The 24903-nt window shown below is 55.1% G+C and carries 20 protein-coding genes; 11 read left to right on the forward strand and 9 right to left on the reverse strand.

The genetic code is table 11. From position 1 onward, the window contains the following. Positions 1–27 precede the first annotated feature (27 nt). The 4 genes from ABWV47_RS19255 to ABWV47_RS19270 all read left to right on the forward strand — a co-directional run bounded on the left by ABWV47_RS19255 (position 28) and on the right by ABWV47_RS19270 (position 4762). The gene (locus tag ABWV47_RS19255; RefSeq protein WP_353314887.1) at positions 28–699 is read left to right on the forward strand and encodes a GntR family transcriptional regulator; all 672 of its coding nucleotides are present in this window, start codon (positions 28–30) and stop codon (positions 697–699) included. Positions 700–789: 90 nt separating this feature from the next. Next, on the forward strand, positions 790–1356 hold the full coding sequence (locus tag ABWV47_RS19260; RefSeq protein WP_353314889.1) for a hemerythrin domain-containing protein: 567 nt from the start codon (positions 790–792) through the stop codon (positions 1354–1356). 248 nt (positions 1357–1604) lie between these two features. Further along, positions 1605–3299: a hypothetical protein gene (locus ABWV47_RS19265; protein ID WP_353314891.1), complete on the forward strand. Its 1695-nt coding sequence runs from the start codon at positions 1605–1607 to the stop codon at positions 3297–3299. Beyond that, positions 3299–4762 (forward strand): CDP-glycerol glycerophosphotransferase family protein, encoded by a 1464-nt coding sequence (locus tag ABWV47_RS19270; protein WP_353315231.1) that lies wholly within the window; start codon positions 3299–3301, stop codon positions 4760–4762. The genes ABWV47_RS19265 and ABWV47_RS19270 overlap by 1 nt, the downstream gene beginning before the upstream one ends. A gap of 16 nt (positions 4763–4778) precedes the next feature. On the opposite strand, the gene ABWV47_RS19275 is transcribed toward ABWV47_RS19270, so the two are convergent. The 4 genes from ABWV47_RS19275 to ABWV47_RS19290 form a co-directional block, all read right to left on the reverse strand. Further along, a complete protein-coding gene (locus ABWV47_RS19275) occupies positions 4779–5861 on the reverse strand; it encodes an extracellular solute-binding protein (protein WP_353314893.1) in 1083 nt (360 codons plus the stop codon). Continuing rightward, entirely contained in the window at positions 5852–7711 is a 1860-nt protein-coding gene (locus ABWV47_RS19280; RefSeq protein WP_353314895.1) for an ATP-binding protein, read from the reverse strand. The genes ABWV47_RS19275 and ABWV47_RS19280 overlap by 10 nt, the downstream gene beginning before the upstream one ends. A 420-nt stretch (positions 7712–8131) precedes the next feature. Then, complete coding sequence (locus ABWV47_RS19285) at positions 8132–9760, reverse strand: glycoside hydrolase family 43 protein (RefSeq protein ID WP_353314897.1); 1629 nt, start codon at positions 9758–9760, stop codon at positions 8132–8134. A gap of 259 nt (positions 9761–10019) precedes the next feature. Then, entirely contained in the window at positions 10020–11636 is a 1617-nt protein-coding gene (locus ABWV47_RS19290; RefSeq protein WP_353314899.1) for a hypothetical protein, read from the reverse strand. 769 nt (positions 11637–12405) lie between these two features. On the opposite strand from ABWV47_RS19290, the gene ABWV47_RS19295 reads away from it, so the two are divergent. Continuing rightward, positions 12406–13092, forward strand: a complete 687-nt coding sequence (locus tag ABWV47_RS19295; protein WP_353314901.1) for a hypothetical protein — start codon at positions 12406–12408, stop codon at positions 13090–13092. 291 nt (positions 13093–13383) lie between these two features. Here ABWV47_RS19295 and gshB read toward each other — a convergent pair whose 3' ends face one another. From gshB to rsmI, 3 genes are all read right to left on the reverse strand, one after another. Further along, positions 13384–14319, reverse strand: a complete 936-nt coding sequence (gene gshB / locus ABWV47_RS19300; RefSeq protein WP_353314903.1) for a glutathione synthase — start codon at positions 14317–14319, stop codon at positions 13384–13386. A 64-nt stretch (positions 14320–14383) separates the two neighbouring features. Then, complete coding sequence (locus tag ABWV47_RS19305; RefSeq protein WP_353314905.1) at positions 14384–14761, reverse strand: YraN family protein; 378 nt, start codon at positions 14759–14761, stop codon at positions 14384–14386. A gap of 22 nt (positions 14762–14783) precedes the next feature. Further along, entirely contained in the window at positions 14784–15644 is an 861-nt protein-coding gene (gene rsmI, locus ABWV47_RS19310) for a 16S rRNA (cytidine(1402)-2'-O)-methyltransferase (RefSeq protein WP_353314907.1), read from the reverse strand. A 72-nt stretch (positions 15645–15716) separates the two neighbouring features. On the opposite strand from rsmI, the gene ABWV47_RS19315 reads away from it, so the two are divergent. The 4 genes from ABWV47_RS19315 (at position 15717) to ABWV47_RS19330 (ending at position 21830) form a co-directional block, all read left to right on the forward strand. Beyond that, positions 15717–16910 carry a penicillin-binding protein activator gene (locus ABWV47_RS19315; RefSeq protein WP_353314909.1) on the forward strand — a complete coding sequence of 398 codons (1194 nt, stop codon included), beginning with the start codon at positions 15717–15719 and terminating at the stop codon, positions 16908–16910. Beyond that, a complete protein-coding gene (locus ABWV47_RS19320) occupies positions 16870–19680 on the forward strand; it encodes a [protein-PII] uridylyltransferase (RefSeq protein ID WP_422064447.1) in 2811 nt (936 codons plus the stop codon). The genes ABWV47_RS19315 and ABWV47_RS19320 overlap by 41 nt, the downstream gene beginning before the upstream one ends. Continuing rightward, positions 19677–21218, forward strand: coding sequence for a murein biosynthesis integral membrane protein MurJ (gene murJ / locus ABWV47_RS19325; RefSeq protein WP_353314911.1), 1542 nt, complete (start codon positions 19677–19679; stop codon positions 21216–21218). Before ABWV47_RS19320 ends, murJ begins: the two co-directional genes overlap by 4 nt. Before the next feature lie 78 nt (positions 21219–21296). Further along, entirely contained in the window at positions 21297–21830 is a 534-nt protein-coding gene (locus tag ABWV47_RS19330; protein WP_353314912.1) for an HdeD family acid-resistance protein, read from the forward strand. A gap of 19 nt (positions 21831–21849) precedes the next feature. On the opposite strand, the gene ABWV47_RS19335 is transcribed toward ABWV47_RS19330, so the two are convergent. Next, entirely contained in the window at positions 21850–22536 is a 687-nt protein-coding gene (locus ABWV47_RS19335) for a rhomboid family intramembrane serine protease (RefSeq protein WP_353314914.1), read from the reverse strand. Positions 22537–22610: 74 nt separating this feature from the next. Here ABWV47_RS19335 and trpS point away from each other — a divergent pair, with 74 nt between their 5' ends. Together trpS and ABWV47_RS19345 are read left to right on the forward strand one after the other, a co-directional pair. Continuing rightward, positions 22611–23648 carry a tryptophan--tRNA ligase gene (gene trpS / locus ABWV47_RS19340; protein ID WP_353314916.1) on the forward strand — a complete coding sequence of 346 codons (1038 nt, stop codon included), beginning with the start codon at positions 22611–22613 and terminating at the stop codon, positions 23646–23648. A gap of 67 nt (positions 23649–23715) precedes the next feature. Next, entirely contained in the window at positions 23716–24222 is a 507-nt protein-coding gene (locus ABWV47_RS19345; RefSeq protein ID WP_353314918.1) for a DUF5946 family protein, read from the forward strand. A 22-nt stretch (positions 24223–24244) separates the two neighbouring features. Here ABWV47_RS19345 and ABWV47_RS19350 read toward each other — a convergent pair whose 3' ends face one another. Further along, the gene (locus tag ABWV47_RS19350) at positions 24245–24790 is read right to left on the reverse strand and encodes a GNAT family N-acetyltransferase (protein WP_353314920.1); all 546 of its coding nucleotides are present in this window, start codon (positions 24788–24790) and stop codon (positions 24245–24247) included. Positions 24791–24903: the final 113 nt, after the last annotated feature.

Here is a 24903-nt window from a genome sequence, read left to right on the forward strand (position 1 = left end):
ATGCAATTATTCAAGCCGGACGCTTTGATGACAACTGATGACACCCCCGACGGCCTGCATGGCAATGCCACCTACGACGCGCTACTTAAGGACATCCGTGATGGTAACCTTTCGCCCGGTGATCGCCTGCGCGAAACCGATCTAGCCGCGCGCTTCGGCGTCAGCCGAACGCCGGTACGTGAAGCCATCCGCCAACTTGAAACTGATGGTCTGGTCACACATCTGCCTCGGATCGGCGCAACGGTGCGCAAGCTCGACTACTCCGAGGTCATGGAGCTCTATGAAATGCGCGTGGTGTTGGAATGCACTGCCGCACGCATGGCTGCCCGCGTCGCCTCAGACGTAGAAATCGCGGAACTCGCCGCGATCAGCGATGACCTTGCCAAAGTTGGCAAAGGCATCGAGGCGTCGCACCTCAACCGTCAATTTCACCGCGCCCTTCTCGAAGCCGCCAAAAACCGTTTCTTACTGAAATCGATGCTCGGTTTACACAAGGCGATGCTGATCCTCGGACGCACCACATTGGCCGATAGCGAACGCTTCGAAAGCGCCATTGCTGAACACAAAGCTGTCATAAATGCGCTTATGGCACGAGACGGTGACGCCGCGGAGACGGCCATGCGCGCCCATATCGTTGCCGGACAACGTGCCCGCATCCGTGCCCTGCGTGTGGGCCATGACGACAACAGCGGGCTTTGACACCTCCCAATTTTGCACCGCCGCTGTGCGCGCTTGTACAGATGACTTCGCACACCCGCGACTTACCTATTTGTGTGAAAGGAGGACGCCATGACCAATCTGTCCCAAATTCGCACGACCCCTATGCCTGATGAAATGCATCAGCTGTTACAAACCTATCCACGTGACAGCTGGGAAGCGCACCCCAATTTCAAAGAGGCCACGCGCCATTGGTTGGGTGCGCATCGCATGTTTCGCCAATTGGCCGAAGTGATACGTACTGATGCCGAAGTGTTTCTGGATGGCGAACGCGAGGCAAACGACTACGCCGCACGTCTTGGCCACTATGGCAATATGCTGGTGCGCAACCTGCATGGCCACCATGGTTGGGAAGATCATCAATACTTCCCAGAACTCTCAAAGGCCGACCCTCGGTTTGATCGTGGTTTGGAAATACTGGAAACCGACCACCAAGAGCTTGATCAAGTGCTGGATGGCTTTACCACATCCGCCAACCGGGTGATCCAACTCAGCCACCTTGACCCTTCGACCATGAGGAAGGAAACCGGCATTTTGCATCGCCACGCAGAGACAATTGAGGCCTTTTTGGCGCGTCATCTTGAAGACGAAGAAGATCTCGCTGTGCCGATCATCCTGCACCACAGGCTGCGTGGGTGAGAAACCAGCAAACTGAGCGCCGCATGCCCTTGCGGCGCTCATCCCGCCCCGGATCATGCGCCCCCAATAACGGCCAACCCTTTCATACGCTATCGCGATCGACGCACCCAACACACAGACGCTGAACCTGCGCTCAACCTTGCCTGCAGTACTGCTTTTCCGACTTAAGAGATTAGTCACAAATTTGGTGCATTTTCTCTCGGCACCCCCGTGCGCTCCGGCGCTACAAGCAGAAGGCTTGCCTAAAAATGTCCAAACTGCTCTTGCCAGCGGTCCTGCTCATTGCTGTCGCATATGCGATTGCTGTGGCCCCAATACCAACTCTGAATCAAGTCACGCTGACGGCATTTGTTTTGACCCTGCTCGTGCACGCCCCTGCCTTTATGCCAGTCGCAAGCCACGGCAAACTCTTGCCGAGCAAATCCCAAGTTCTCAATCGCTATCCGGAAGTCATTGTGCCACCGATGATTTTGCTGCCATGGCTGATCCATGGTGTCTCCATCAACGCCTCCCTGGGCTATTGGAGCGTGGCGGTCGCCAGCCTCACGAGTCTTGTGGTCGGCTATCTGGGCGTGCGTGTTGTGCGGTTTCTCGCTGAGCGCGCACAAAACCAAGTGTGCCAGTCTTCAACGATCAAGAGCGCCTCCAGTTCAGACATTTCTGCAAACGTTCTCTTTCAACTCCGCGCATTGTGCGCTGCACTGTCCTGTTCGACCTTGCTGTGGGGAATGTCTGGCGGCGACATCTCACTCATTTTTGCGTTCCCTCCCGTTCTGATCGCAGCTTCGGCAATCATCGTCGTTTGGAGTGCACATAGATTGGAAATCCACTCACAACGCTTGGCAGGTGCCACGACAAACGCGTTGTTGGCCCGCCAATTGTCTCTAAAGCCAACCCCTCTCGCTGTGTATCATGCAGGCAGCACCGCAACGCAAATCCAAGCGACGAAGGCCCTGTGCGATACACTAAGCACCGCCGGTTTGCCATTCACTCTCATCTGTCGCGAAGCCAACGCCATGACAGAGTTGCGCGCAACAAAGCCAACCCATCTGTGGTTTGCACCGTCGCTTAAGTCTCTCAGCGGCTGTGTACAGGACGCGTTTCAAACCATTCTTTATGCAAATGACACACCCAAAAACAGCCATTTCACTCGGTTTAGCCAATATCAGCACATGCTCGTCACTGCTTTTGGTGATCTGGCGCGCGCAGAACAACTCCCAAAAACACTCGCGCTTTACACCCGTGTGATTGCCGCCTCCCAAAGCCAAGCGGCGCGGTGGCGCGCAAACGCGCTCGGCGACATCGCCCAGCGCGTGGTGACATTTGACGGCACATCGTTGCCCGATCTTGCCGCGGCAAGCGAAGTGCGTCCCACGTTTGGTTTGCACCTCGCACCGCATTGGTGTCCGGATCAGAGCCACGACGCCTCTGCAATGTCTCAGGATGATGTCATGTCACTGATCACATCGGTCCAATCCGAAGGACGCGCAGATTTGCAATTGTGGCTTCCGCCCGCTGCGGTCACCTTGACGGCCCCCGTGTTAAACGGCCTCTATCAACAGCTGGTAGCCCATGGCGCCAAAACCAACGTCGAAACACCCCTCAATACGCAAACGCCCGCTGCGCCCTCGCTCACTGTGCACTTTGGAACAGAGGCGGAGTCAATCTCTTCCGCAGATATCCTTTTATCAGCACAAGCCGAGGGTATTGAGCGGTTGATGTCATCAGGCAAACCCGTTCTTTGGGTGGGGCGCTCAGATCCTCCATCAATGGTTTCGACCTGTGCCTTAACCCCAGACAGCATTTCCTCTGCGTTGGACAGTTTGGCCGCTGATAAAAGAAACTCCACGCCTCAAACGCAATCAGACATTGGTCACTTTGGCGCTACAGTCGAGTTTTATAAGCGCTTGTCCCAACCCCAGTCACAAGAGGTTGCAGCGTGATGCTCATAATCTTCATACACATGGCACTTACCGCAGCAGTGTTAGGGACAGATTTTTGGTGTCGGCGCAAATCGACGGCCAATCGACGCGCCACCGCCGCTTCTTCACTGCCGCACTCAGATTTCAAATCACCGGCTGAGTTGCGCAATCCGGCACTGGGCGCATTGCTCGTGACAATCGCAGTGATGGCGGGTGGCGCTCTTTCACTGTGGCCGATGGCTGTCTCAGCGCTCTGCTTTGTAGGGTTTACGGCCCTCCGCCTCGGTCTGTTGCGCATGACCACCACTGCGGCACGACGCAGTTACGTCATGCGCTACGCCTCTGCTCTGGATGTGCCAAAAATCAAATCCGCGCGCATTGCACTCTACTTCACCGAACCGCGCCTTGCGACCCCATATCAAGCGACGATGTGGCTTGAGCCGCTAATCGCATTGAACGAACCGTTCGTCATTCTCCTAAAAGAACGCAAGCATCTAAAACACTTCCCCAAGTCGGACCTTTACGAGGTGCTGCTTGTTTCCGACATGCCTGCAAACACCCCCTTCCTACCGGACAGCACGGAAGTGGTGTTCTACGTCAACAACTGTATGGCCAACCTCAATGTGATCAAAGCCAACCCCAACGTCACCCACGTACAGCTACTACACGGGGACAGCGATAAGCCTCCAAGCTATAATCCAATGTCCGCAGTCTATGACCATCTGTTTGTGGCTGGGGAAATGGCGATAGACCGCTATGCCCGCAACGGCGTTGCAATCTCCCCTGACAAGTTCCGCATCGTGGGGCGGCCCCAATTGGCAGCGCCACAGAATTCAAAAGCGTCGCAACCGCCCAGCACGGGCGCCCGTAAAACCGTCGTATACATGACAACATGGGCCGGCATGTTTGAAGACAGCAACTTTTGCTCCTTGCCTCAAGCACATGACATTCTGCACCACACGGTTCAGTCCGGCCAGCCAATCGACGTGATCTTTAAGCCGCATCCCGTGTCGTTTCGCGATCCCTCTTGGTCCGATGTTCAGGCGAAAGTTGGCGCCGCAACAGCAGCCCTGCCAGCGGGGGTCACGTTCCGCATGGCCGACCCTTCGGAGGACCCTTTTGCCCTCTATGAAGCTGCGGATGTTTTGATTACTGACATCTCCTCCACGGTCATCGACTACCTTTACACCGGAAAACCGTATATCGTGACCAACCCGCACGACTATACCGATGCATTTTTAGAAGCCTACCCGTCCGTAGAAGGTGGCCATCTGGCTGCGCCTGACGCCGCCAACCTGCCAGAATTGCTTGCCGATTGCCTCGGCGCCGATCAGCTCGCAGCCAAACGGATCAAACTGCGCCTGTATGCCTTTGGAGATTTCGGCCGCCCTCAACAAGAGGCGTTTCAGGAAGCGTGCCACGCGCTGCTTAAGTCACAAGACCTGCCCCAGAAAAAGCCGTTGGCAGAACAGCAGGCGGCCTAAACTCAGCTATTGCCACCTACAGCCCCAATTGCATCTTACGCCAACGCCGATCCAGTTGGAGTTTGCCAGCACCGTCGTGGGGCTTCACATAGTAGAGCCTGTCCGCGACGTCATCCGGCAACCGCAATGCAGGATGATCGTAGTAAGGTTCTTCTATCCGCGCGCGCATGTCATCAGACCGCACAACTGTCAGCGTATATGGCGCATTTGCCGCGATCACCGCGGGGTCTCCAAAATGGTTGATCAGACGCAGCGACAGCTCGATCTCCTCAACGTCGTCAGGAATAACAAACATATCTGTCCAGAGGTTGGTCCCTTCTTTGGGCAATACGTAGCGAACCTGCCCGCCTTCCTCCTCAGACATTGGTCCAAAAGAGTTGGCGCTCCAACTGATCGCGGCGCAAACCTTACCGTTCAAAAGGCCTTCATACTGATCGGTATCAAAGTAGCGCACGTAAGGCGCAATCGCTTCAAGAACTTCAAAAGCTGCATCCAGATCCTCTTGCTCTCGAGAATGCGGATCACGCCCCAGATAAGTTAGAATAGCAGCAATGACCTCTTCGTTGGAATCCACGATCGAAATGCCACAATCTTGCAACGCCTTCGCATTGTCTGGTTCAAATAACAAAGACCAACTGTCCATCGGCGCATCTGGAAGACGGGCCTGAATGGCTTCGACATCATAGGCCAACCCCAAAGTACCCCAAGCGTATGGCACCGCGTATTTTGACGCCTCAGGCATGGCCTCGATGAACGTCCCCCAAAGGCCCTGCTCCAGCCGAGCACGATTGGCGATATCGAAGTTTGAGATATCGCGAAGCACACCGGCATCGATCAAACGCCCCACAGATTCGGAGGCAATCACAGCCAATTCATAGCCCGACCCGCGTGCCAGAAGTGCCGCTTCCGCATCATCCGCACGTTCGTACGTCGTCAGTCTTACGTTCCAGTCGAAGTCTTCAGACATGTGGGTAATGACTTCTGGCGCCACATATCTCTGCCAATTGAAAAGCTCTACCTCTCGACGATCCCCACCCATCGCAGGCAGCCCGCCAATCAACATCGCCATCGCGGATATAATTAGAACTTTCAGGCGCATTTGGGCGATGCACCTTTTGTCTCGACGATATCAAATCGCAGGTATTTGGCCAATTCGTCCTCCAGTGCGACCTTCTTCAAAGGCTTGGTCAGATACCCATTCATACCAAATTCTATGCCTTCTTGCTGATGTTCTGTGAGTGCGTTGGCGGAAAGTCCCACAATTGGCAGCGGGCCGTCTGTATTTATGGCACCTTCTTCGCGCAAAATCCTTGTGGCTTCCAGCCCATCCATTTCCGGCATTCTCACATCCATCAAGATCAAATCCGGATGCCAGCTGCGCTGCTGTGTGACCGCTTCTTTCCCGTTGGAGGCTTTCATGACGGAACATCCCATCTTCAGCAACATTTTCTCTGCCACCAACAAATTGACCTCATTGTCATCTGCCACCAGCACCTTGCCCGTAAATTGTTTGCGCCCGCCAACTGCCGCAGACGCCGGTGCGGCAGCGGGTTGTATGATCACCGGCACATCAAGAATGAACGTCGAGCCCCAACCCAAAACGCTGGTTGCGTGAATGTCGGCCCCCATCGCGTCACTCAATTTTTTCACAATAGACAATCCAAGACCAGTGCCGCCAAACCGAGTCGTGGTTGACGTGTCTGCCTGACTGAACTGCTCAAAGATGTAAGGCAAGGCCGTCTCAGAAATTCCAATTCCCGTGTCGCTGACCGCAATCCTGATCTGGTGTCCTGTCATATGCCCGTCAGTGACCTTATCGGGCCCAAATTCCAGCTTCAATGTCACGGAGCCTTCATCCGTGAATTTGACGGCATTGTTGACCAAATTTAGGGTCATCTGGCGCACCGCTTTGCTCGCGCCTTTGACCATCCAACTTGTGTTTTCCGGCTTTACCTCAAACCGAAGCTCCACCCCTTTACGGTGCGCTTGAGCGCTAAACAGTTCAACAGCTTCTTCGCACAGTGCACGCGCGTCAAACACCTGACTTTCAAATTCCGCCTTGCCGGCCTCAATCTTAGACAGATCCAATACATCATTGATCACTTGTAACAGCGCATGCCCACTCGACACGATCATATCCAGCATCTTGCGGCGGGCCGGGTCTTTCTCTGAATCTTGCAACAACTCACTCAACCCCATGACGCCATTCAGAGGTGTGCGAATTTCGTGACTCATTGTTGCCAAGAACACCGACTTGGCTTCGGACGCAGCCTCCGCCTCACGTTGGCTCTCTGCGATGTCCGCTGTGGCGGTGATGATAAAGCGTTCCATCGGCATGTGCACAAATCGGACCACCACAAGAATTCCAAACAAACCAATCGCAATCGCGATCACTGAATAGAGTTGCTGTCCCTCGGCAAACCGCGCGGCAGCGGCCGATTCAACTTCTGACATCCTCATATAACTTGGCAGCACCTGACGGCTCATTTCTGCGCCCAAAACAGCCGACCTCGCACGGTCAGCTGGGGTGCGCTCGCCGTAGTTCATCAGATGCGCAATCATTATCACTTCACGAAACGTCCCAATGGGATTGAGAGCATCGAGTGACAGAATATAGCGCGTTTCCGGACAATAGGAGCCACTTTCATAGGCCGCCTGCAATGCGACAACAGCTTCTTCACCAATGCGTATATTCTCTTGTAGCCGCACTCCTGCCGTTAACGCAGCCTCACTTTCAGGATTGAACTTGATTTCGTCAAAGGCCAGTGAAAATTCGGCCAAAGAGACCATAATTTGATCCAGCATGTGCGTGTTTTGCGCATTCTCGACCACATAACGCTGTCCGATCAGTGAAACGTAAAACGCGCTCAGGCTCGCCACTGTCAGGATGACCAGTGCGATGCCGCTGCGCAGGCGTAGATACCCGCGTGAGATCGTTTGATTCGACATATTTGACAACCGAAGAGTAGTTCGTGATCTGGATACGCAACACACCTTGAGATTGTATTAACGAATCCTTTCGAAGAAAATTTTCGCTAATTTATCAGACATTTCTCATAGAGCACTCAACCTTAATGCGTCAAAGGTTTCGCACAAGCACCTAATCACCACCCCAGAGTGGCACCGCAAGACAACAGGCTTGGCCCGCACAAACGCCCTGTTCCAGACGCGAAACAAGGCAGGAAACACAGAATCTTCGCCATTGCGCAGCCAGATGCGGCGCCTCCGCCAAACCGCCGCGATACGGCCACACTACCGACGTGGCATTTCGTTCAAAAAACACCAAGCAACAGCTGGCGACACGCAATGTCGCCAGCCACAAAACCAAACGATCTTGGTTTTCCAGACGTCATTTGACGGCCTGAACCTTCAAACATCCGCTGATTTCTGATCCAGTTTGAACATGGCAAAATCAGCGCTCCTAGCCCGCCCGGTAACATCTTGCGCTGCCATACCAATGAAGTTTCCGGTGAAGTTGGAATGCTCTCCGCGCACCCCTTCGTCCGACAAAATCGACGCATCCAAAACGGGGCCAATCGGTTCAAATGACAGCCCATCGAGCGAGTAGGCAAACTGCAAAGCCGCGTGATCAATGTTCAGTTTCATCCACACTGGCCCTTGCTCAGGGACCGCGACCATGTCGGCCATCGCATAGGATACCCGAGCCTCTGGCCAATCCGCACAGCTCAAGATGACCAACCCGCGCCCCTGCGTTTTAGGATCTCGCGTCAAGGCAAGGTAGTGAAATTGAGTTCGGTTATAATATGCCGTAAGCCCTGCTAATTGCTGAAAATCTTCTGGGTCAAAATCCACACAGGTCTGCGCTTCACATACCCATTCCGTTTGGCGTGCCGCCACCAGAGATTGCTCAAACAAGGAGCCGATGGACTCTCGACCGAACAGGCGCAGACCCTCTTGGCGAAGTTCAAAAAGCCGCTCGGTTTCTGGACTTCTTAGCCATTGCAGCTGAGGTGGTAAGACATTCATGGATTTGAAATCAAAAACCACCGGCGGATCAGGCCAAGGGTGCGACGGCAACTCAGGCGGCGTGACATTGGTGGCGGGTTCTAATTTCTGGTGATCCAGATAGAGCCAATCGTCTTCGCCCCAACAACAGCGCGCGATACCTGTCTCCCTGCCCATCGGAGATCGCTTCATACCCGGAAGGGGGCGGGAACACAGAAAAGTATGGTAGGGCGTGCCATCAGGCAGTTCGACGTATTGCCCATGCCCTGCCCGCTGAAGCGCACCTTCCGGCGCGTTTTGTGCCGTCAAAAGAAACGTGTTTGGATGCAATTCATAAGGCCCCGAAACATCGCGTGATCGGGCATATGTGACCGCATGCTCATATCCAGTGCCACCTTCAGCGGTAATCAGATAATAGTAGTCGCCCCGTTGGAACAGATGTGGTGCTTCAACCAAACCAAGCTCGCTACCCGGGAAGATGTTTTGGATATTTCCAACCAACTTCTCAGACAGAACATCATATTCTTGCAATAAGATACCGCCAAAAAACTTGGCGCCTCGAACATGGTCATTTCCCATGGAGGCAAGGTGGTTCCAAACCATATTCACAAGGTATTTCTTGCCGTTGTCGTCGTGAAACAAAGATGGATCAAATCCGCTGGAATTCAGGTAGATCGGGTCAGACCAGGGACCGTCTATGGTGGGCGCAGTGACAAGGTAGTTATGTGCGTCTTTGAAGTTTCCATCCAAGCGTTTGACGTCGCTGTAAATCAACCAGAATTGGCCATCGGCAAACGACAGAGAGGGTGCCCAGACACCACCGCTGTCAGGATTTCCACGCATATCGAGTTGGGCTTGCCGATTTAGGACCTGCCCGACGGTTCTCCAATGAACCAGGTCTCGAGAGTGACTGATCTGCACCCCCGGATACCATTCAAATGTTGATGTCGCGATATAGTAATCTTCGCCGACCCGGCAGATAGACGGATCGGGATGAAACCCCCGCAAAATTGGATTTTTGATGTGAACCATCGTTCTCTCTCCCTCGATAGCGCGCGCCAGAACCGCGAAACCAGACACAAAATGTCCCGTTCCAGCGGCCTCCTCTCCGGCGCCCCATATGAATTCGCTTTCGCAATGGGAAAATTCTGCATCAATTTTTTTTGAGCGGCAAATTAAATATCGTTCTACACAGGAAAAGAAACGACTTCGAGTCTCCTCCATGGTCAAAACCTCACATAGAAAGAGCCCTTTATAACCTCCCTTGGAGGCAGCCGAATTTCGGACAGAGTCAGGTAAAGGCGCTCAAATCTTGAAAGTCGTTCCAAGAGAGTATGTTGGTCTTGCGAACAAGGCTGATAGGGTAGCTGGGGTCATTGACAAAACCGTCGAGTGAAAACCCCGGCTCGAGCTTTTTCAGCTGCACCAAAACACGCGCGGCTTTGTCGAACTCTTTCATATGAGCGTAAATCGCCAAAAGGTATCGTCGCGGCGGACGAAACTGAGGCGCCAAACTGGCCGAGGTTTCCAGCGCGCGTCTGGCGCTGGGAAAATCCCCAGCTTTGAATGCGGCCAACCCCATTTGAAAATCACACCAAAATTGCAGGGGTGTCCGGGCCGCCAACTTTGAAGCAACACGAGCACTTTTGAGCGCTTCCTCCGTTTTGCCAGCATAGATGGCGACATTTGCGTACGCCCACCAAGCCAAAGGGTTGGCCGGATTCACCTGAACCGCCAGCTTCGCCAAGTCACCACCCGCAGATGCATCCCCACGGTGTAGCAAGACTTGCGCATTCGCCGCCGTCGACAAAACCACCGAATTCATTGGGTCCATTTCAATGGCTTTTGCCGCAAGTGTTTTGCCCTGCTCCACACACGCTTCGGGCGCATCCGTAAACTGTTCGATCAAATTGATCACTGCGATCTGAGCCTGCCACCCCATGAACTGAGCTGCGTTCCGGCTGTCCATCGCGTCCGACAGCATCAAAGCGGCCTGATCCAATTCCTCAGGCTGAAAGGAAAATATCCGCGGGATTGCAGCACCAAGAACTAAGGGCGAGCACCCGTTGCTATCGATCAGATTTCGCGCTTGCGCCATGTAGCGGCTGATCTCCGACTGAAGCCGAAAGATCATCCCCAACAGATCGAGGTCCTGAAGCTCAAAGTGATTGGACACCAAACCGGACCACGTATACGCCCAGATCTGTCGATTGAACTGCATGTCTTGGGCCACCAAACGAAGCGCACAGCCTTCCTTTAGTCCATCGACATTGATTACAGACACCTTAATCAAACGGTCATCACCCGTTTCTCGCGGATCTTCCGTGATTTCCAACTCACCCTGCTCACGCAACACCTGTGCAACCATATCAGCACAAGTCAGGACCAACCCCGTGTCATCCTCGCCTCGCTCGTGGTGCAACAACACTTTCCAACGAGCTGTGTTTGGTCTGGAAATCTCATGTATATGCGGTGCGGGTGTTGCCTTACCCCGCATCGATCGCAACCAGATTTCGAACTCCGGATCGGCAACATCCAGTCCTTCGAGAAACTCTTCGGCTCTATCCGCCGCGCCTTCTGCACCGATCACAGACACACTCGCCGGAGCAAGCCCCACGTCCAAACGTGACGCCTCTAATATATATGAATAAGGGCCAAGTGCCTTGCGCAGCGTCGTTAGGGTCTGGCGCAGGTTTGCACTCCCTTGAACTGGGTCATTGCGGCTCCACAATTTGTCCTGAAGCCAACTGCGACTGCGGCACAACTTGGGCGATGTTGCAATCAGCGCCAGCAGAGCCTGCGCTTTGCGGCTTCTGGGCGTATAATCAACGCCGTCCGCATCTACGACTGTAAGTGGACCACTCAGTCGTAAGATCACAGGGTCCGTCAGAGGTGAACTTTGGCCCAAGCTTTTCCCGCCTATCTAGGTGTCGCACTAAACATTAAGCCACATCAGTGACTTATGGAAAGCACATTGTCCTTTGCAAGATTGGCGCTTTTCTGACGTATCGGTAGCGACGTGCAAAACACTCAATACCATCTAGAAAGATCAAAGAGCACGACAACATCGGTAATCTGACGTAAGCAACGGCGCGATCAGCGGCAAGACTATGGATCTACCCCGATAGTCCTCAACCTCAAGGGACGCATGGGAACGCGCCCTAAGGTCTTACTCTGCAACACTTTGCCTGCCCACCGTGGCTCAAGTTTGAGCCTCATCCAGCTTGGCGGCACAAGGGGTAAGCGTCGAACTCCAAGACCTTTCCTCCAATGTCATGAGAGCCCCCATCCAATGAGGCTCATCTTCAATTTTGCAAGGGTGCCTGGCGCTTTGAGTGGCATGCTGCCTCAACTTTAGAACCAATCACGATGCGATCACGCCATTTCGATAAGTTCGGCGGACAACTTCTAAAGTCCTGACGACACACCCAAGGAAACCAATATGATTTGGGCGAAAATGCCCTCAGCAACCGAACTGTGCCGAAATCCTGCGGCACTATCAGCGCGCGCGCTTTTGCCAAAGCACTGCGGTGCTCAAAGCGCGTCCAAAGCCAATAGTCGCTTAGTCTTTGAGAGCGGCTTCGGACACCGCGTTGGCGTCACCCGCGGCCTTTTCACAGCAGTAAAATCATTCATTTTCCACCGGCCTGTCACGCAATGAACTGAGACCAATCAATATGAAAATTCTGCGCATCAATTCGTTGGCAGGTGTGCCAATTTTGTACGATCGAGAACCACCGAGCAACTATGGCGTGGCTGGATATCCAATCAGGCCACACTTGGAAACACGCTTTGCATCTGCAGTGGATCGTGCGTTTCAGGATATCTTCCTCAGTCTTTCGGCCTCAGGTGTTGGAGACGTCACCTCAATCCTTGTCGGAGGCACGTCCGGCACAAGCCGCGGCGTTGCATACAGTCACCGAAAAACCGCCTTTGATCTTGATGGCTTTATGTTTGCCGGGGGCGGTATTTGGGCAGCGAACAGCCATACCACTCAGCGATTTGAATACCTTCTGATCGAAGCGCATTTGCGACGTGCATTTGGCACGGTGCTGACTCATGGTTTCGACCCCCGATTTGGCGATCACATTCATTTTGACAACGGCGATGCGGTTGGATTTCGCAGGCATTCCAAAAGCAGAACTTTTTTCCTACAAAGCGCCCTTCGCTACCTTTTTGACCAACCGCTGGAAACGGATGGCGTGTATGGCCCGGAGACACAGCAAGTCGAACGCCATATCCGCAACGAGCTCAACATTGGTGGATTTTCAAAGAAAACAAATTGGGACGCTTTCTTGCTGAGCAGCATCGAAACGCTTGAGGAGCGCATCTCCGTTCCCGCTGTGGTCAAAGCCTTTGCATAGGCGAAGCCCCATACGAAGACCTGCGCAACGGCGGGCCTCCACGCCAATGTCAGGCCAAAGGTCCATCGAAGGTCACTAAAACTTTGCCGCGACTAAAACTGGGGCACGGTGAAGGCGTCGACATCGGCACCTTCGCCATTTTGGCTCCCACAAACGTTACGTGCCGATGTCGCTCCCTTTGTGACGCGTGCCACCTTTGGCTCGGCCACGGAGGACAGGATGCCAAAACAAGCACATTTTCCTCAGCGGAGGCCGCGCGCGTCATCAATACAATTACAGCGTTCGATATGGCTAAGCGCGCTTGACCTCAATCGCTTCCCAAATCTTTGCGGCAATGTTGACTCCGTCAAAACGCTCCAACTCTTGAATGCCTGTGGGAGACGTTACATTGATCTCTGTAAGGTAGTCACCAATGACATCAATGCCGACAAAAACCTGACCTTTCTCGCGTAACAAAGGGCCAATCGCGGCACAGATTTCTAGATCGCGCTCCGTCAGCCCAATTTTCTCTGGTCGGCCACCCACATGCATATTGGAGCGTGTCTCACCCGCCGCTGGTACGCGATTGATTGCTCCGACAGGCTCGCCGTCCACCAAGATCACCCGCTTGTCACCATTGCTGACATCCGGCAGGAACTTCTGCACAATCAACGGCTCACGGCTAAATCCGGTGAACAGTTCATGTAAAGATGTCAGGTTGCGGTCGTTTGCGTCCAGCCGAAACACGCCCGCACCGCCGTTGCCATAAAGCGGCTTAAGGATCACATCTTCATGCTTGGCCTTGAAGGCTTTGATGGTGTCCAGATCACGCGCAATTGTGGTCGGCGGCGTCAGCTCAGGAAAATCCAGAACCAAGAGCTTCTCAGGATAATTGCGCACCCAAAACGGATCATTCACCACCAATGTACCCGGCGCAAGCCGATCCAATAAATGCGTGCTGGTGATGTAATTCATATCAAACGGTGGATCCTGACGTAGCCAAACCACGTCAAAGTCTTTCAGGTTCACACGCTCAAAGGGCCCCAAATCCACGTGGTTACCTTGTTCACGCCGCACCACCATCGAGTGCCCACGCGCAGTGATCTCACCTTCCTCATAGGCCAATTGATCCGGAGAATAGTAAAACAGCTCATGGCCACGGGCCTGCGCCTCTTCGGCAATACGGAAAGAACTGTCAGCGTTGATGTCGACCGAGGTGATCGGATCCATTTGAAAGGCGATTTTCATGTGCGCACCCTGAATAAAAGTCCACACCTACATGGCCCATGCTATGGCTGCTTGCAATGGGCGCTCAGAAATCCCACAGCGCATTCTCAAGGATGTGAACCTGACCCTGCCCATTCACTAAGGCAACATCAAAGCGCATTTCGGTCAATAACCCCTGCGGCTCCCCCCCGGAAAACTCCTCCGCCGCTTGCATCAATCGTTGAATTTGTTTGGGCTGCAACCTGACAGCGGCACGGTCAAAGGACTTGCTTTTTTTGACTTCGACAAACACCAAAACCGCGCCTTCGCGCAGGATCAGGTCAATTTCGCCTGCCTTGCCTCGCCACCGCGATTTAGCAAGAGTCAGCCCGCGAGCCTCGTAGTGGCGCAGCACACAGTCTTCCGCGGATTGCCCCGCCAAATAGCTTGCGCGTCCAACATCCTGTTTGCGCGGATCACTCATACCAAACCTATGCTCTCGCGGATCAGTCCGCCTTCTGCAGCTGCAATGCCAATTGGTACACTTTCCGCCGGTTGATGCCATAGGCTTTGGCAACCGCATCTGAGGCATCGCGCACCGACAGTGTGTTCAGCGCGTCTTTCAAGGCGGTTTCAATGTCCTCTTCGCTGGCAGCTTGACCGCGTTGTCGATCAATCAGCACGACAATCTCACCTTTGACCTGACGATCCGCCAACTCAGTCGCCAAATCATCCAGTGAGCCTCGCAACACTTCCTCGAATTTCTTGGTCAGCTCGCGTGCAACAGCCGCTTTGCGTCCGCCCCCGAGCACCATCGCAGCGTCGGCCACCATAGCCGCGACCCTTTTGGGAGATTCATAAAACACCAAAGTGCCCGGCACCTCACGCACCGCCTCAAGTGCGGTTTGCCGCGCCTTCTTGGCGTTTGGCAAAAACCCTGCAAAGAAAAACGAATCTGTTGGCAATCCGGCCAGCGACAACGCGGTGATAATCGCGCTTGGTCCCGGGGCGCTGGTCACCAAATGTCCCGCTTCAGAGGCCGCAAGCGACAAATGATACCCGGGATCGGCAATAAGCGGCGTGCCCGCTTCTGATGCGTAGGCCACGGATCGGCCTGCATCTAAATGCCCCAAAAGTTTCGCTCGCGCGCCTTCGCCCGAGTGATCATGGTAGGCCAAAACAGGCCGACCATCGAGCGCCACCCCGTGTATTTCAAGCAATTTCTTCATAGACCGGGTGTCTTCGGCGGCAATCACATCCGCGGAAGCCAAAATATCTAAGGCCCGCAATGTGATGTCTCGGGCAGATCCGATAGGTGTGGCGACAAAGTACAACCCCGGCTGCAATTTCACCGTCTGGAGATTCATAGCTGGACCCGCCTTTTCACTCGTTTATTATTCGCCCCAACGCGACCGACGCATTGACACGGTTGCGACCCAATGGGAGTGGAACTTTTGCCGATTTTGTCTTTTCTTAAACCTGCTCAGCGTTTTGTGAAAGGGGCCGCGGTTGGCCTCACTGCTTTTGCACTGACAGCTTGTGACCCATCCACCCTCAACACTGGGCAGAGAATCTCGACCTCCGCACCTGTGCCGGTCGCGCTTTTGGTGCCGGCGGGTTCCTCCAACGCAGGCGACGCGCAACTGGCGCAAAGCCTAGAGAACGCTGCCAAACTCGCGATTGCTGACCTTGGCGATGTGCAGATCGACCTGCGGGTCTATCCCACAGCTGGCGATCCAAACACCGCGCAGGCTTCGGCTGTGAAAGCCGTGAACGAAGGCGCGAAAATCATTCTGGGCCCGGTCTTTGGCGAAGCCGCAAACGCTGCTGCCAAAGCCGTGGCAAACAGCAACGTCAACGTTCTGTCGTTCTCAAACAACACCACTATCGCGGGCGGCAACCTGTTTGTGTTGGGACCAACGTTTGAAAACACCGCCAACCGCATGGTTGCCTTTGCGAAGACCAACGGCAAAAGCAACATCATGACTGTTTATTCGCAAAACAGTTCTGGGCAGCTCGGCAATCAATCCATCGCAACAGCGATCAACGCCCAAGGTGCACAGAACGCCGGGTCGGTTGGCTATGAGTTTTCGCAGGAAGGTGTGATCGCTGCGGTCAGCCAGATCAAACTGACCGCCGACCAAAACGGCGCAGACGTGTTGTTCCTCACCTCAAACACCTCCGGTGCCCTCCCGCTTGTGACGCAGCTGCTGCCAGAAGCGGGTCTGAGCCCGGCAACGATCCAGTACATGGGCCTGACGCGTTGGGACATCCCATCCCAAACAGTGGAGCTTCCTGGCGTGCAGGGTGGCTGGTTTGCGATGCCTGATCCCGTGCTAACACAGCAATTCCAAAGCCGTTACGCGCAGGCCTACGGTGGGTTGCCACACCCTATTGGCGGTCTTGCCTATGACGGCATTGCGGCGATTGGCGCACTGGTCAAAGCCGGGAAAACCGACGCATTGACCACCGGCGCATTGACACAAGGCGCAGGCTTTCAAGGTGTGAACGGCATCTTCCGCCTGCGTGCAGACGGAACAAACGAACGTGGATTGGCTGTGGCCTCTATCCGCGACAAGAAGGTGGTAATCATTGACCCTGCCCCAACCCGATTTGGAGGCGCTGGCCTCTAACGCCCGCGACATCTTTCCAGCTCCGCCCAAGGCGGGGCTGATCTGCGACGCAGACGACATTTTCAACCGCGCTGAAGTCACCGAGGCCGTTGTCGATATCCTGAAACAGGACGGCAAGGAAAACGCGCTGCGCAAAGAACTGGTCGGGTTGCTGATGGCACGGCGGAAAGCCGGTATGACGCAGATAGCCTCTGCGTTCCGCGCAAAGCCGCGGGCTGCGCGGGATATGACACGGTCTTATACATGGCTCACTGACTGTCTTGTGAGCTGTGCGTTTTTTGCGGCCACGCGACGGTTTCATCCGATTTCGACGCCCACAGAAGCAGAACGCATCGCGCTTCTTGCGGTGGGCGGCTACGGCCGAGGAGAAATGGCGCCACAGTCTGATGTCGACTTGCTGTTTTTGACGCCTTATAAAATCACCCCTTGGGCGGAGAGCGTGATTGAATCCATGCTCTACATTTTATGGGATTTGCGCCTGAAAGTTGGCCACAGCTCGCGCACCGTGAAAGACTGTGTGCGTCTGGGGAAAGAAGACTTCACCATTCGCACAGCGCTGCTTGAAAACCGTTTTCTGCGCGGCTTTCATCCGCTGGCTGACAAACTTGATACTCGCCTTGAGGCCGACCTTTTCAAAGGCACGGAGCGCGAGTTTATCGAAGCCAAACTCGAAGAACGCGACGCTCGTCACAAGAAGCAAGGTCAACGGTATGTGGTGGAACCCAATGTGAAAGAGGGCAAAGGCGGCCTGCGAGATTTGCAGTCGCTGTTCTGGATCGCAAAATATGTCTACCACGTATCAGACGTGTCAGAACTCGTCGCCAAAGGCGTGCTCCATCAAGACGAGCTACAGCAGTTTGTCGCAGCTGAAAACTTCCTCTGGGCTGTGCGCGGCCATCTGCACCTGATTGCCGGACGTCCGATGGAGCAGCTGACGTTTGATGTGCAGGTCGAAGTGGCGGATGCTATGGGCTACTCCGACAAAGGCGGGCGGCGTGCGGTTGAGCACTTTATGCAAGACTACTTCCGCGAAACCACTGCGGTTGGCGATTTGACCCGCATTTTGCTGACCAAACTCGAAGCCATCCATGCAAAAGCTGAACCGCTACTGGAACGGATTTTTCGCCGACGTCCGCGCGTGAAACCCGGATATGAGATCACACACAACCGTCTCAATGTCAGTGACAAAGACGCGTTCCTTGCAAATCCACTCAACCTGCTTCGCGTGTTTGAAGAGGGCCTGCGCACCGGCATGTTGATCCATCCAGATGCCATGCGGTTGGTGACGGCCAACCTTGACCTGATCAACGATGACTTTCGCGCCAGTAAGGAAGCCCAGCGCATCTTCCTTGATCTACTGCTCAAACACGGCAATCCCGAGCGTGCCCTGCGCCGGATGAACGAGCTCGGTGTCCTGTCAGCGTTCATTCCGGAATTTGAGCCCATCGTGGCAATGATGCAGTTCAACATGTATCATTCCTATACCGTGGATGAGCACACCATTCAGGTGATCTCCAACTATGCAGAAATTGAGCGTGAGGAGCTTCAAGACGAACTGCCTCTATCGTCTGACATTCTCCAGAAAGGCGTGAACCGCAAGGTGTTGATGGCTGCGATGCTGCTGCATGACATTGGCAAGGGGCGCGACATCGACCATTCGGTCCTTGGGGCTCAGATTTCTCGTAAAGTAGCGCCTCGGTTGGGGTTGAACAAAGCGGACAGCGAAACCGTGGAATGGCTGGTGCGCTATCACTTGCTCATGTCTGACATGGCGCAAAAACGCGATATCGCTGACCCGCGAACGGTGCGCGACTTTGCCAAAGCGGTGAAAACTGTTGACCGTTTGAACCTGCTGACCATCCTCACTGTCTGTGACATTCGCGGTGTGGGCCCAAACACCTGGAACAACTGGAAAGCCGTACTGATCCGTGCGCTTTATCGCCAGACCAGATTGGTACTTGAGGACGGCATGGAGTCCATGACCCGCGAAAACCGCGGCACAAAAGCCAAGAAGCTGCTGCGTGAAGAGCTATCCGACTGGCCTGCAAAAGACCTCAAGAAAGAAACCGGGCGCCATTACGAACCCTACTGGCAGGGGCTACATATCACCGCGCACAAGGTCTTTGCTGAATTACTGCGCAATATACCCGACGACGAAGTCCGCATTGATCTGCACCCTGATGTAGATCGCGATGCCACACGCGTGTGTTTTGCTATGGCAGACCACCCCGGCATCTTCACCCGCATGTGCGGTGCTTTGGCGCTTGTGGGTGCCAACATCGTGGATGGGCGAACCTTCACCACCAAAGACGGCTACGCCACGGCGGCATTCTGGATTCAGGACGCCGAAGACGCCCCGTACGAGGCCTCACGCTTGCCGCGGCTGCGCACGATGATCGAACGCACATTGGCCGGCGAAGTGGTCACCACAGAAGCGATAAAATCTCGGGACGTCATCAAAAAACGCGAACGCGCCTTCAATGTGCCGACCACCATAACCTTCGATAACGAAGGCTCTGAGATCTATACGTTGATCGAGGTCGACACCCGCGACCGGCCTGGATTGCTGTATGATCTCACCCGAACGTTGGCGGCGTCCAATGTCTACATCGCCTCTGCTGTGATCGCCACGTTTGGCGAACAGGTGGTGGACACCTTTTACGTCAAAGACATGTTCGGCCTTAAGTTCCACGCCTCTGGCAAACAGAAAACACTTGAGAAAAGGCTACGTGACGCCATCAAGCAGGGCGCCGAAAGGGCCCGCTCATGAAGCCGATCCGTCTGATGCGTGGCTTTCTCACCGTGGGGTTCTGGACCCTCGCCAGCCGCGTGTTGGGCTTCGTGCGCGAAATTCTGATCCTAAGCTTCATTGGACCTGGGCCGCTGCTGGATGCGTTTGTGGCCGCGTTTCGCCTGCCCAATATGTTTCGCCGTTTCTTCGCAGAAGGTGCGTTCAACGCGGCCTTCGTGCCGATGTTCTCCAAAAAGTTGGAGGGCGAAGAGGATGCCGAACGTTTTGCCAGCGATGCGCTCAGCTTGCTGTCGGTTGCTGTGTTGGCTCTCACGGCGCTTGGCATGATCTTCATGCCCGCGCTGGTCTGGGCCACCGCCGAAGGTTTCTCAGGGGACGAACGCTTTGATTTGACCGTCGGTTTTGGCCGTGTCGTGTTTCCTTACATTTTCTTTATGTCATTGGCTGCCCTGTTTTCCGGCGTGCTCAACGCCACCGGACGCTTTGCCGCGGCTGCGGCGGCGCCAACCCTGCTCAACATCCTGATCATCCCTGCCCTTCTCGCGGGACATTATCTGGGTGGAGATGTGGTCACCTGGCTTATTTGGACAATACCCGTTGCTGGCGTGGCCCAATTGCTTCTTGTGTGGATCGCCTCGCGCAAAGCAGGGCTGAATATCTCCCTGCGCCTGCCGCGCGTGACACCAGAAATGGCGCAAATGGTGCGCATTGCCGTGCCTGCTGCTCTGGCCAGTGGCGTGATGCAGATCAATCTGGTGGTGGGGCAAATTGTGGCCTCCTCCACGCCCGGCGCTGTCAGCTGGCTCTATGCGGCAGACCGGCTGTACCAATTGCCGCTGGGCGTCATCGGCATTGCGGTGGGCATCGTTTTGTTGCCTGACCTGTCGCGACGTTTGAAAGCGGATGACAGCGATGGCGCGCGCGACGCCTTCTCCCGCGCGGGCGAGTTTGCGATGTTCCTCACCATTCCTTGTGCTGTGGCGTTTTTGGTGATCCCGCTGCCACTGGTCTCTGTCCTTTATGAGCGCGGCGCTACAGGCCCAGATGACAGCGCCGCCATCGCTGTCGCTCTGTCGATCTACGCGGTTGGGCTGCCGGCTTTTGTTTTGCAAAAGCTCCTGCAACCGCTGTTCTTTGCCCGCGAAGACACCAAACGCCCTTTCCGCTTTGCCGTCTGGGCCATGGTCGTCAATGCCGCGCTTGCCTTTGGCTTGGCACCCTACATCCAATGGATGGCCCCTGCCGTGGCGGCAACCGTTTCCGCATGGATCATGGTGGCTCAGCTGGCCTTTGGCGCACGGCGCTATGGCAGCGTTGCCAAATTTGACGCCCGCTTGCGCCGCCGTCTGTGGCGCATCTGCATCGCGTCAGCCTTTATGGGGGGCACCATCTGGGGCGCTTGGGTTGTGATGATCCCCTTGTTTGGCACCCCCGGCTGGCGGTATGTGGCTTTGATTGCACTCATTTCCATTGGGGCATTGGTTTACTTTGCCATAGGCCGCCTGATCGGAGCTTACGCGCCTTCTGATTTGCGGTCCGCCGCGCGGCGCAGTTAGTCCGACCCAAAAAGACTGTTGCCACAGACACCACACCCGCGTTTAGTCGCTCCGTAGATGTATTTCTGGGAGAGCGATATGAATAATTGGATTATTTTGATGATTGTCGGGGTGGTGTCCGTCGTCCTTGGGCTGGTGGCGTTGGTATATCCCTTCGCTGCATCGGTGACCGCAACGCTGTTTGTGGCCTGGAGCTTTGTGATCATGGGCGGTGTGCAAATCTTTGCTGCCTTTAGCTCAGAATCAACTGGTGCAAAGATCGCGGGCGTCTTGATTGGCCTGCTTGCGATGATCATTGGCGTGCACATTCTTGCTGAACCGCTAAAGGGCCTGCTGTCACTCACTTTGGTGTCTGGCATCCTGTTCTTGGTTTCAGGGGCGTTCAAAGCAGGCTTTGGCCTATTCAACGTTCAAGGCACCGCGCGTTTGGCCATGCTGCTGTCCGCGGTGGTGTCCATTGTCTTGGGTTTGATGGTGCTCAACAACTTCCCACAATCCGCCGCAGTTCTGCTTGGCGTGTTGCTGGCGGTTGAACTCTTGTCCACGGGCATCAGTGCGATTGCGCTTGGCTGGGCCGTACGTGACATGGACGACAACGCCGAAGCAGCCTAACTGCGCTTCGTGTTCGAGTTTACTGGCGGCGGATCTTTTCGCGGATCCGCTGCCACCCTCCGGGGGTCAACGCAAATGAGATTACAAACCCCGTACCAAAGCCGATCACATCAGCCAGCCAGTCCGGCCCTCCACCAAAAATCAGGCCAAACAACAGCTGGATCGCCACCAGCATCCCAATCAGCGAAAACGCCCGCGCTTGCGGCGCGCCTATCTCGCCCAACCGGGTCCACATCAGAAACGTAAACGCGCCAATCAAGCCGTAGACGCCAGGGTAGCTGCCCACAAGCGCGGGAGCGCTCCCCAATATCAGCGCGTAGACAAGCGCGCCGACCACACCAGACGCGACAAACACCACAAGCGTCGCCAAGCCGGAAAACACTTCTCCCACCATTTTGCCCATTGCAAGCAGCAGCACACCGCCAAACAACGCGTGTGAAAAACTGGCATGCACAAACAGATATGTGACACAGCGGATCACATGTTCAAACGGCCACTGCCCAGTTGTGAGCATCCAGCCAAAAATATCGGGGGAGAACGCATATTTTTGAATGGTTTCCAGTCGCCAACCAATGGCGGATGGCCCACCAATGATCCCCTTGGAGCCCAGCCATAAAACCGCCTCCACGCCCACGAGCAGCAGAAACAGAGCTGTGACAACGGGTGGCAATGGGTTTACGGGGCTTTGATCATCTGGATGGGACACGCCTGCACTCCTTGACGGGGTTTGACACCGTAGGTAAGCCAAGCGCGTTAACAAATCCAGACGGAGTATTTCCAATGAACGAGGCGGTCCAAACGTCCTCCACCTTTACCCCACGCGTCTTTTCCGGGATTCAACCCTCGGGTGGTCTGACGCTGGGCAATTACCTCGGCGCAATGAAGCGCTTTGTCGACATGCAACAGGCCGGCACACATGAGACCGTGTTTTGCATGGTTGATCTGCACGCAATCACCGTCTGGCAAGACCCTGAAAAGCTGCGCCGCGCCACGCGCGAACTCTGCGCTGGCTTCATCGCTGCCGGGATCGACCCGCAGAAATCCGTCCTGTTCAATCAGTCGCAAGTGGCCGAACACGCGCAGCTGGCATGGATCTTCAACTGTGTCGCCCGCATGGGCTGGATGCAGCGCATGACCCAGTGGAAAGACAAGGCAGGCAAAAACCAGCAGAATGCCTCGCTGGGCCTGTTGGCCTACCCCGCACTGATGGCCGCTGACATTCTTATCTATCACGCCACCCATGTGCCGGTGGGCGAGGATCAGAAACAACATCTGGAGCTCACCCGGGATGTGGCGATCAAGTTCAACCACGACTACGGCGTGGATTTCTTTCCTGTCACCGAACCCGTGATTGAAGGCGCGGCCACCCGCGTGATGTCCCTGCGCGATGGCTCCAAAAAGATGTCTAAGTCTGATCCGTCTGATGCCTCTCGCATCAACATGACCGACGATGCTGACACCATCGCAAAGAAAATTCGCAAGGCAAAAACAGACCCGGAGGCTTTGCCCTCTGAAGCCAAAGGCCTCGAAGAGCGTCCCGAGGCACGCAATCTTGTGAACATCTACGCAGCCCTGTCAGAGCAATCTGTGGATCAGGTGTTGGCCGATGTCGGCGGCAAACAGTTCTCGGAATTCAAACCGATGCTGTCCGAGCTGGCGGTGGAGAAACTCGCGCCGATCAGCACGGAAATGGCCCGCTTGATGCAGCACCAAGACGAGATCGACAAAATTCTCGCCCATGGCGCAGGCCAAGCCCGCGAAATTGCCGCGCCGATCCTGAAAAAGACCTACGAAATTGTCGGCATGGTCGGCGCCTAAACCCCAAAACCATAAAGGCCGCCCCAACCTCGGGGCGGCTTTTTCCTGCAGTTGAGGTACCGCCCCCATGGCGTCCAACAGGCAAACCACCTGCCCGGGATGCGGCGGCCGGTTTGACAACATCACTGGCCCCACCCACGCCTATATGATTTCGTCATCCGGGTGTTACGCGGCCTTTAACCGGCTCTTGGCTGCTGAATACAGTGATCCTGCACTGCGGACCACACATCGCCTGACGGTAGACACCTATGCCGTTCAACACGCAGGTGATCCCAACTCCCGCCGCGCCGTGCAATCAGTTGGTCTGCATCTCGCCCGCCTGAAACTACAACTCACCCACGATCTGCCGCCCAAAGAAACCAACGACGTGATGCTGGGCATGTCAGAGCACAAGGCCACCCTTATTCCTTTGGCGCCACCGACCCGGTTCACCCTAACCGTCGCAGACGTTGCACCACGCGCAGGCACCAAGCAACACAGCGCCAAAGTTCGCGACTGGGCGCAAGCCACATGGGATGACTACGCTGCACACCATGACTACATCTCAGATTGGATTGCAAAAACTATTGGGTAAGGCCACCGTTCTTACACCTTGATCACGTCCCCAGTGTGCGTTCCAAAAACAAAGCGTCTTTGTCTCCAAACGTGCCCATCACCGGATTGCCAAACCCAGCTTTGTTGGCAACCCGCACGGAGGCTGTATGCGCCGGATCAAAGATCGCACAGGCCATTGGAAACTCCTTGGCCAGTGCCTCATCCGCCCAAGCCATCACCGCCGTAACCGCCTCCGTCGCAAGCCCCTTCCCCTGCGCGGATGGTTTCAGCGCCCATCCAGCTTCCGGGACACCTTTGATGCTTGGCTCCGTATCTCGATGATAGTCTGCAAGTCCGGCTTCGCCCAGAAAGCTTCCGTCAGCCTTGTCAACGATCACCCAATACCCAAATCCAAGGGCCTGCCAATGCCCGATGTAGCGCAGCACCCGAGACCAAGATTGATCGGCCGTCGACGGCACGCCTGAAATATGTGCCACAACCTGCGGGTCGGCCCACATGGCCGCACTGTCCTCAAAATCCGCCAAACTATGGGCGCGCAAAAGCAATCTGTCTGTCTCCAGACATGGCGCCGAACGAAACCGTGTCACAGAACCTCCAAACCTTTTTTTGTTGAAATCCAAACGGATACTGTTGCCTTGCGCAAATACGCACATAGACCGCGCCAAATCGCAAGTTTTCATGACCATCGCAGGCTCCTAGC

This window comes from Shimia sp. NS0008-38b, assembly GCF_040370365.1.
Classification (GTDB): domain Bacteria; phylum Pseudomonadota; class Alphaproteobacteria; order Rhodobacterales; family Rhodobacteraceae; genus Shimia.

Coding starts and splice junctions, on each gene's coding strand:
- ABWV47_RS19315 (WP_353314909.1), top strand. CDS start 15,717: ATGGGAGTGGAACTTTTGCCGATTTTGTCTTTTCTTAAACCTGCTCAG.
- ABWV47_RS19295 (WP_353314901.1), top strand. CDS start 12,406: ATGAAAATTCTGCGCATCAATTCGTTGGCAGGTGTGCCAATTTTGTAC.
- ABWV47_RS19305 (WP_353314905.1), bottom strand. CDS start 14,761: ATGAGTGATCCGCGCAAACAGGATGTTGGACGCGCAAGCTATTTGGCG.
- murJ (WP_353314911.1), top strand. CDS start 19,677: ATGAAGCCGATCCGTCTGATGCGTGGCTTTCTCACCGTGGGGTTCTGG.
- rsmI (WP_353314907.1), bottom strand. CDS start 15,644: ATGAATCTCCAGACGGTGAAATTGCAGCCGGGGTTGTACTTTGTCGCC.
- ABWV47_RS19275 (WP_353314893.1), bottom strand. CDS start 5,861: ATGCGCCTGAAAGTTCTAATTATATCCGCGATGGCGATGTTGATTGGC.
- ABWV47_RS19330 (WP_353314912.1), top strand. CDS start 21,297: ATGAATAATTGGATTATTTTGATGATTGTCGGGGTGGTGTCCGTCGTC.
- gshB (WP_353314903.1), bottom strand. CDS start 14,319: ATGAAAATCGCCTTTCAAATGGATCCGATCACCTCGGTCGACATCAAC.
- ABWV47_RS19280 (WP_353314895.1), bottom strand. CDS start 7,711: ATGTCGAATCAAACGATCTCACGCGGGTATCTACGCCTGCGCAGCGGC.
- trpS (WP_353314916.1), top strand. CDS start 22,611: ATGAACGAGGCGGTCCAAACGTCCTCCACCTTTACCCCACGCGTCTTT.
- ABWV47_RS19265 (WP_353314891.1), top strand. CDS start 1,605: ATGTCCAAACTGCTCTTGCCAGCGGTCCTGCTCATTGCTGTCGCATAT.
- ABWV47_RS19285 (WP_353314897.1), bottom strand. CDS start 9,760: ATGGTTCACATCAAAAATCCAATTTTGCGGGGGTTTCATCCCGATCCG.
- ABWV47_RS19255 (WP_353314887.1), top strand. CDS start 28: ATGACAACTGATGACACCCCCGACGGCCTGCATGGCAATGCCACCTAC.
- ABWV47_RS19260 (WP_353314889.1), top strand. CDS start 790: ATGACCAATCTGTCCCAAATTCGCACGACCCCTATGCCTGATGAAATG.
- ABWV47_RS19270 (WP_353315231.1), top strand. CDS start 3,299: ATGCTCATAATCTTCATACACATGGCACTTACCGCAGCAGTGTTAGGG.
- ABWV47_RS19345 (WP_353314918.1), top strand. CDS start 23,716: ATGGCGTCCAACAGGCAAACCACCTGCCCGGGATGCGGCGGCCGGTTT.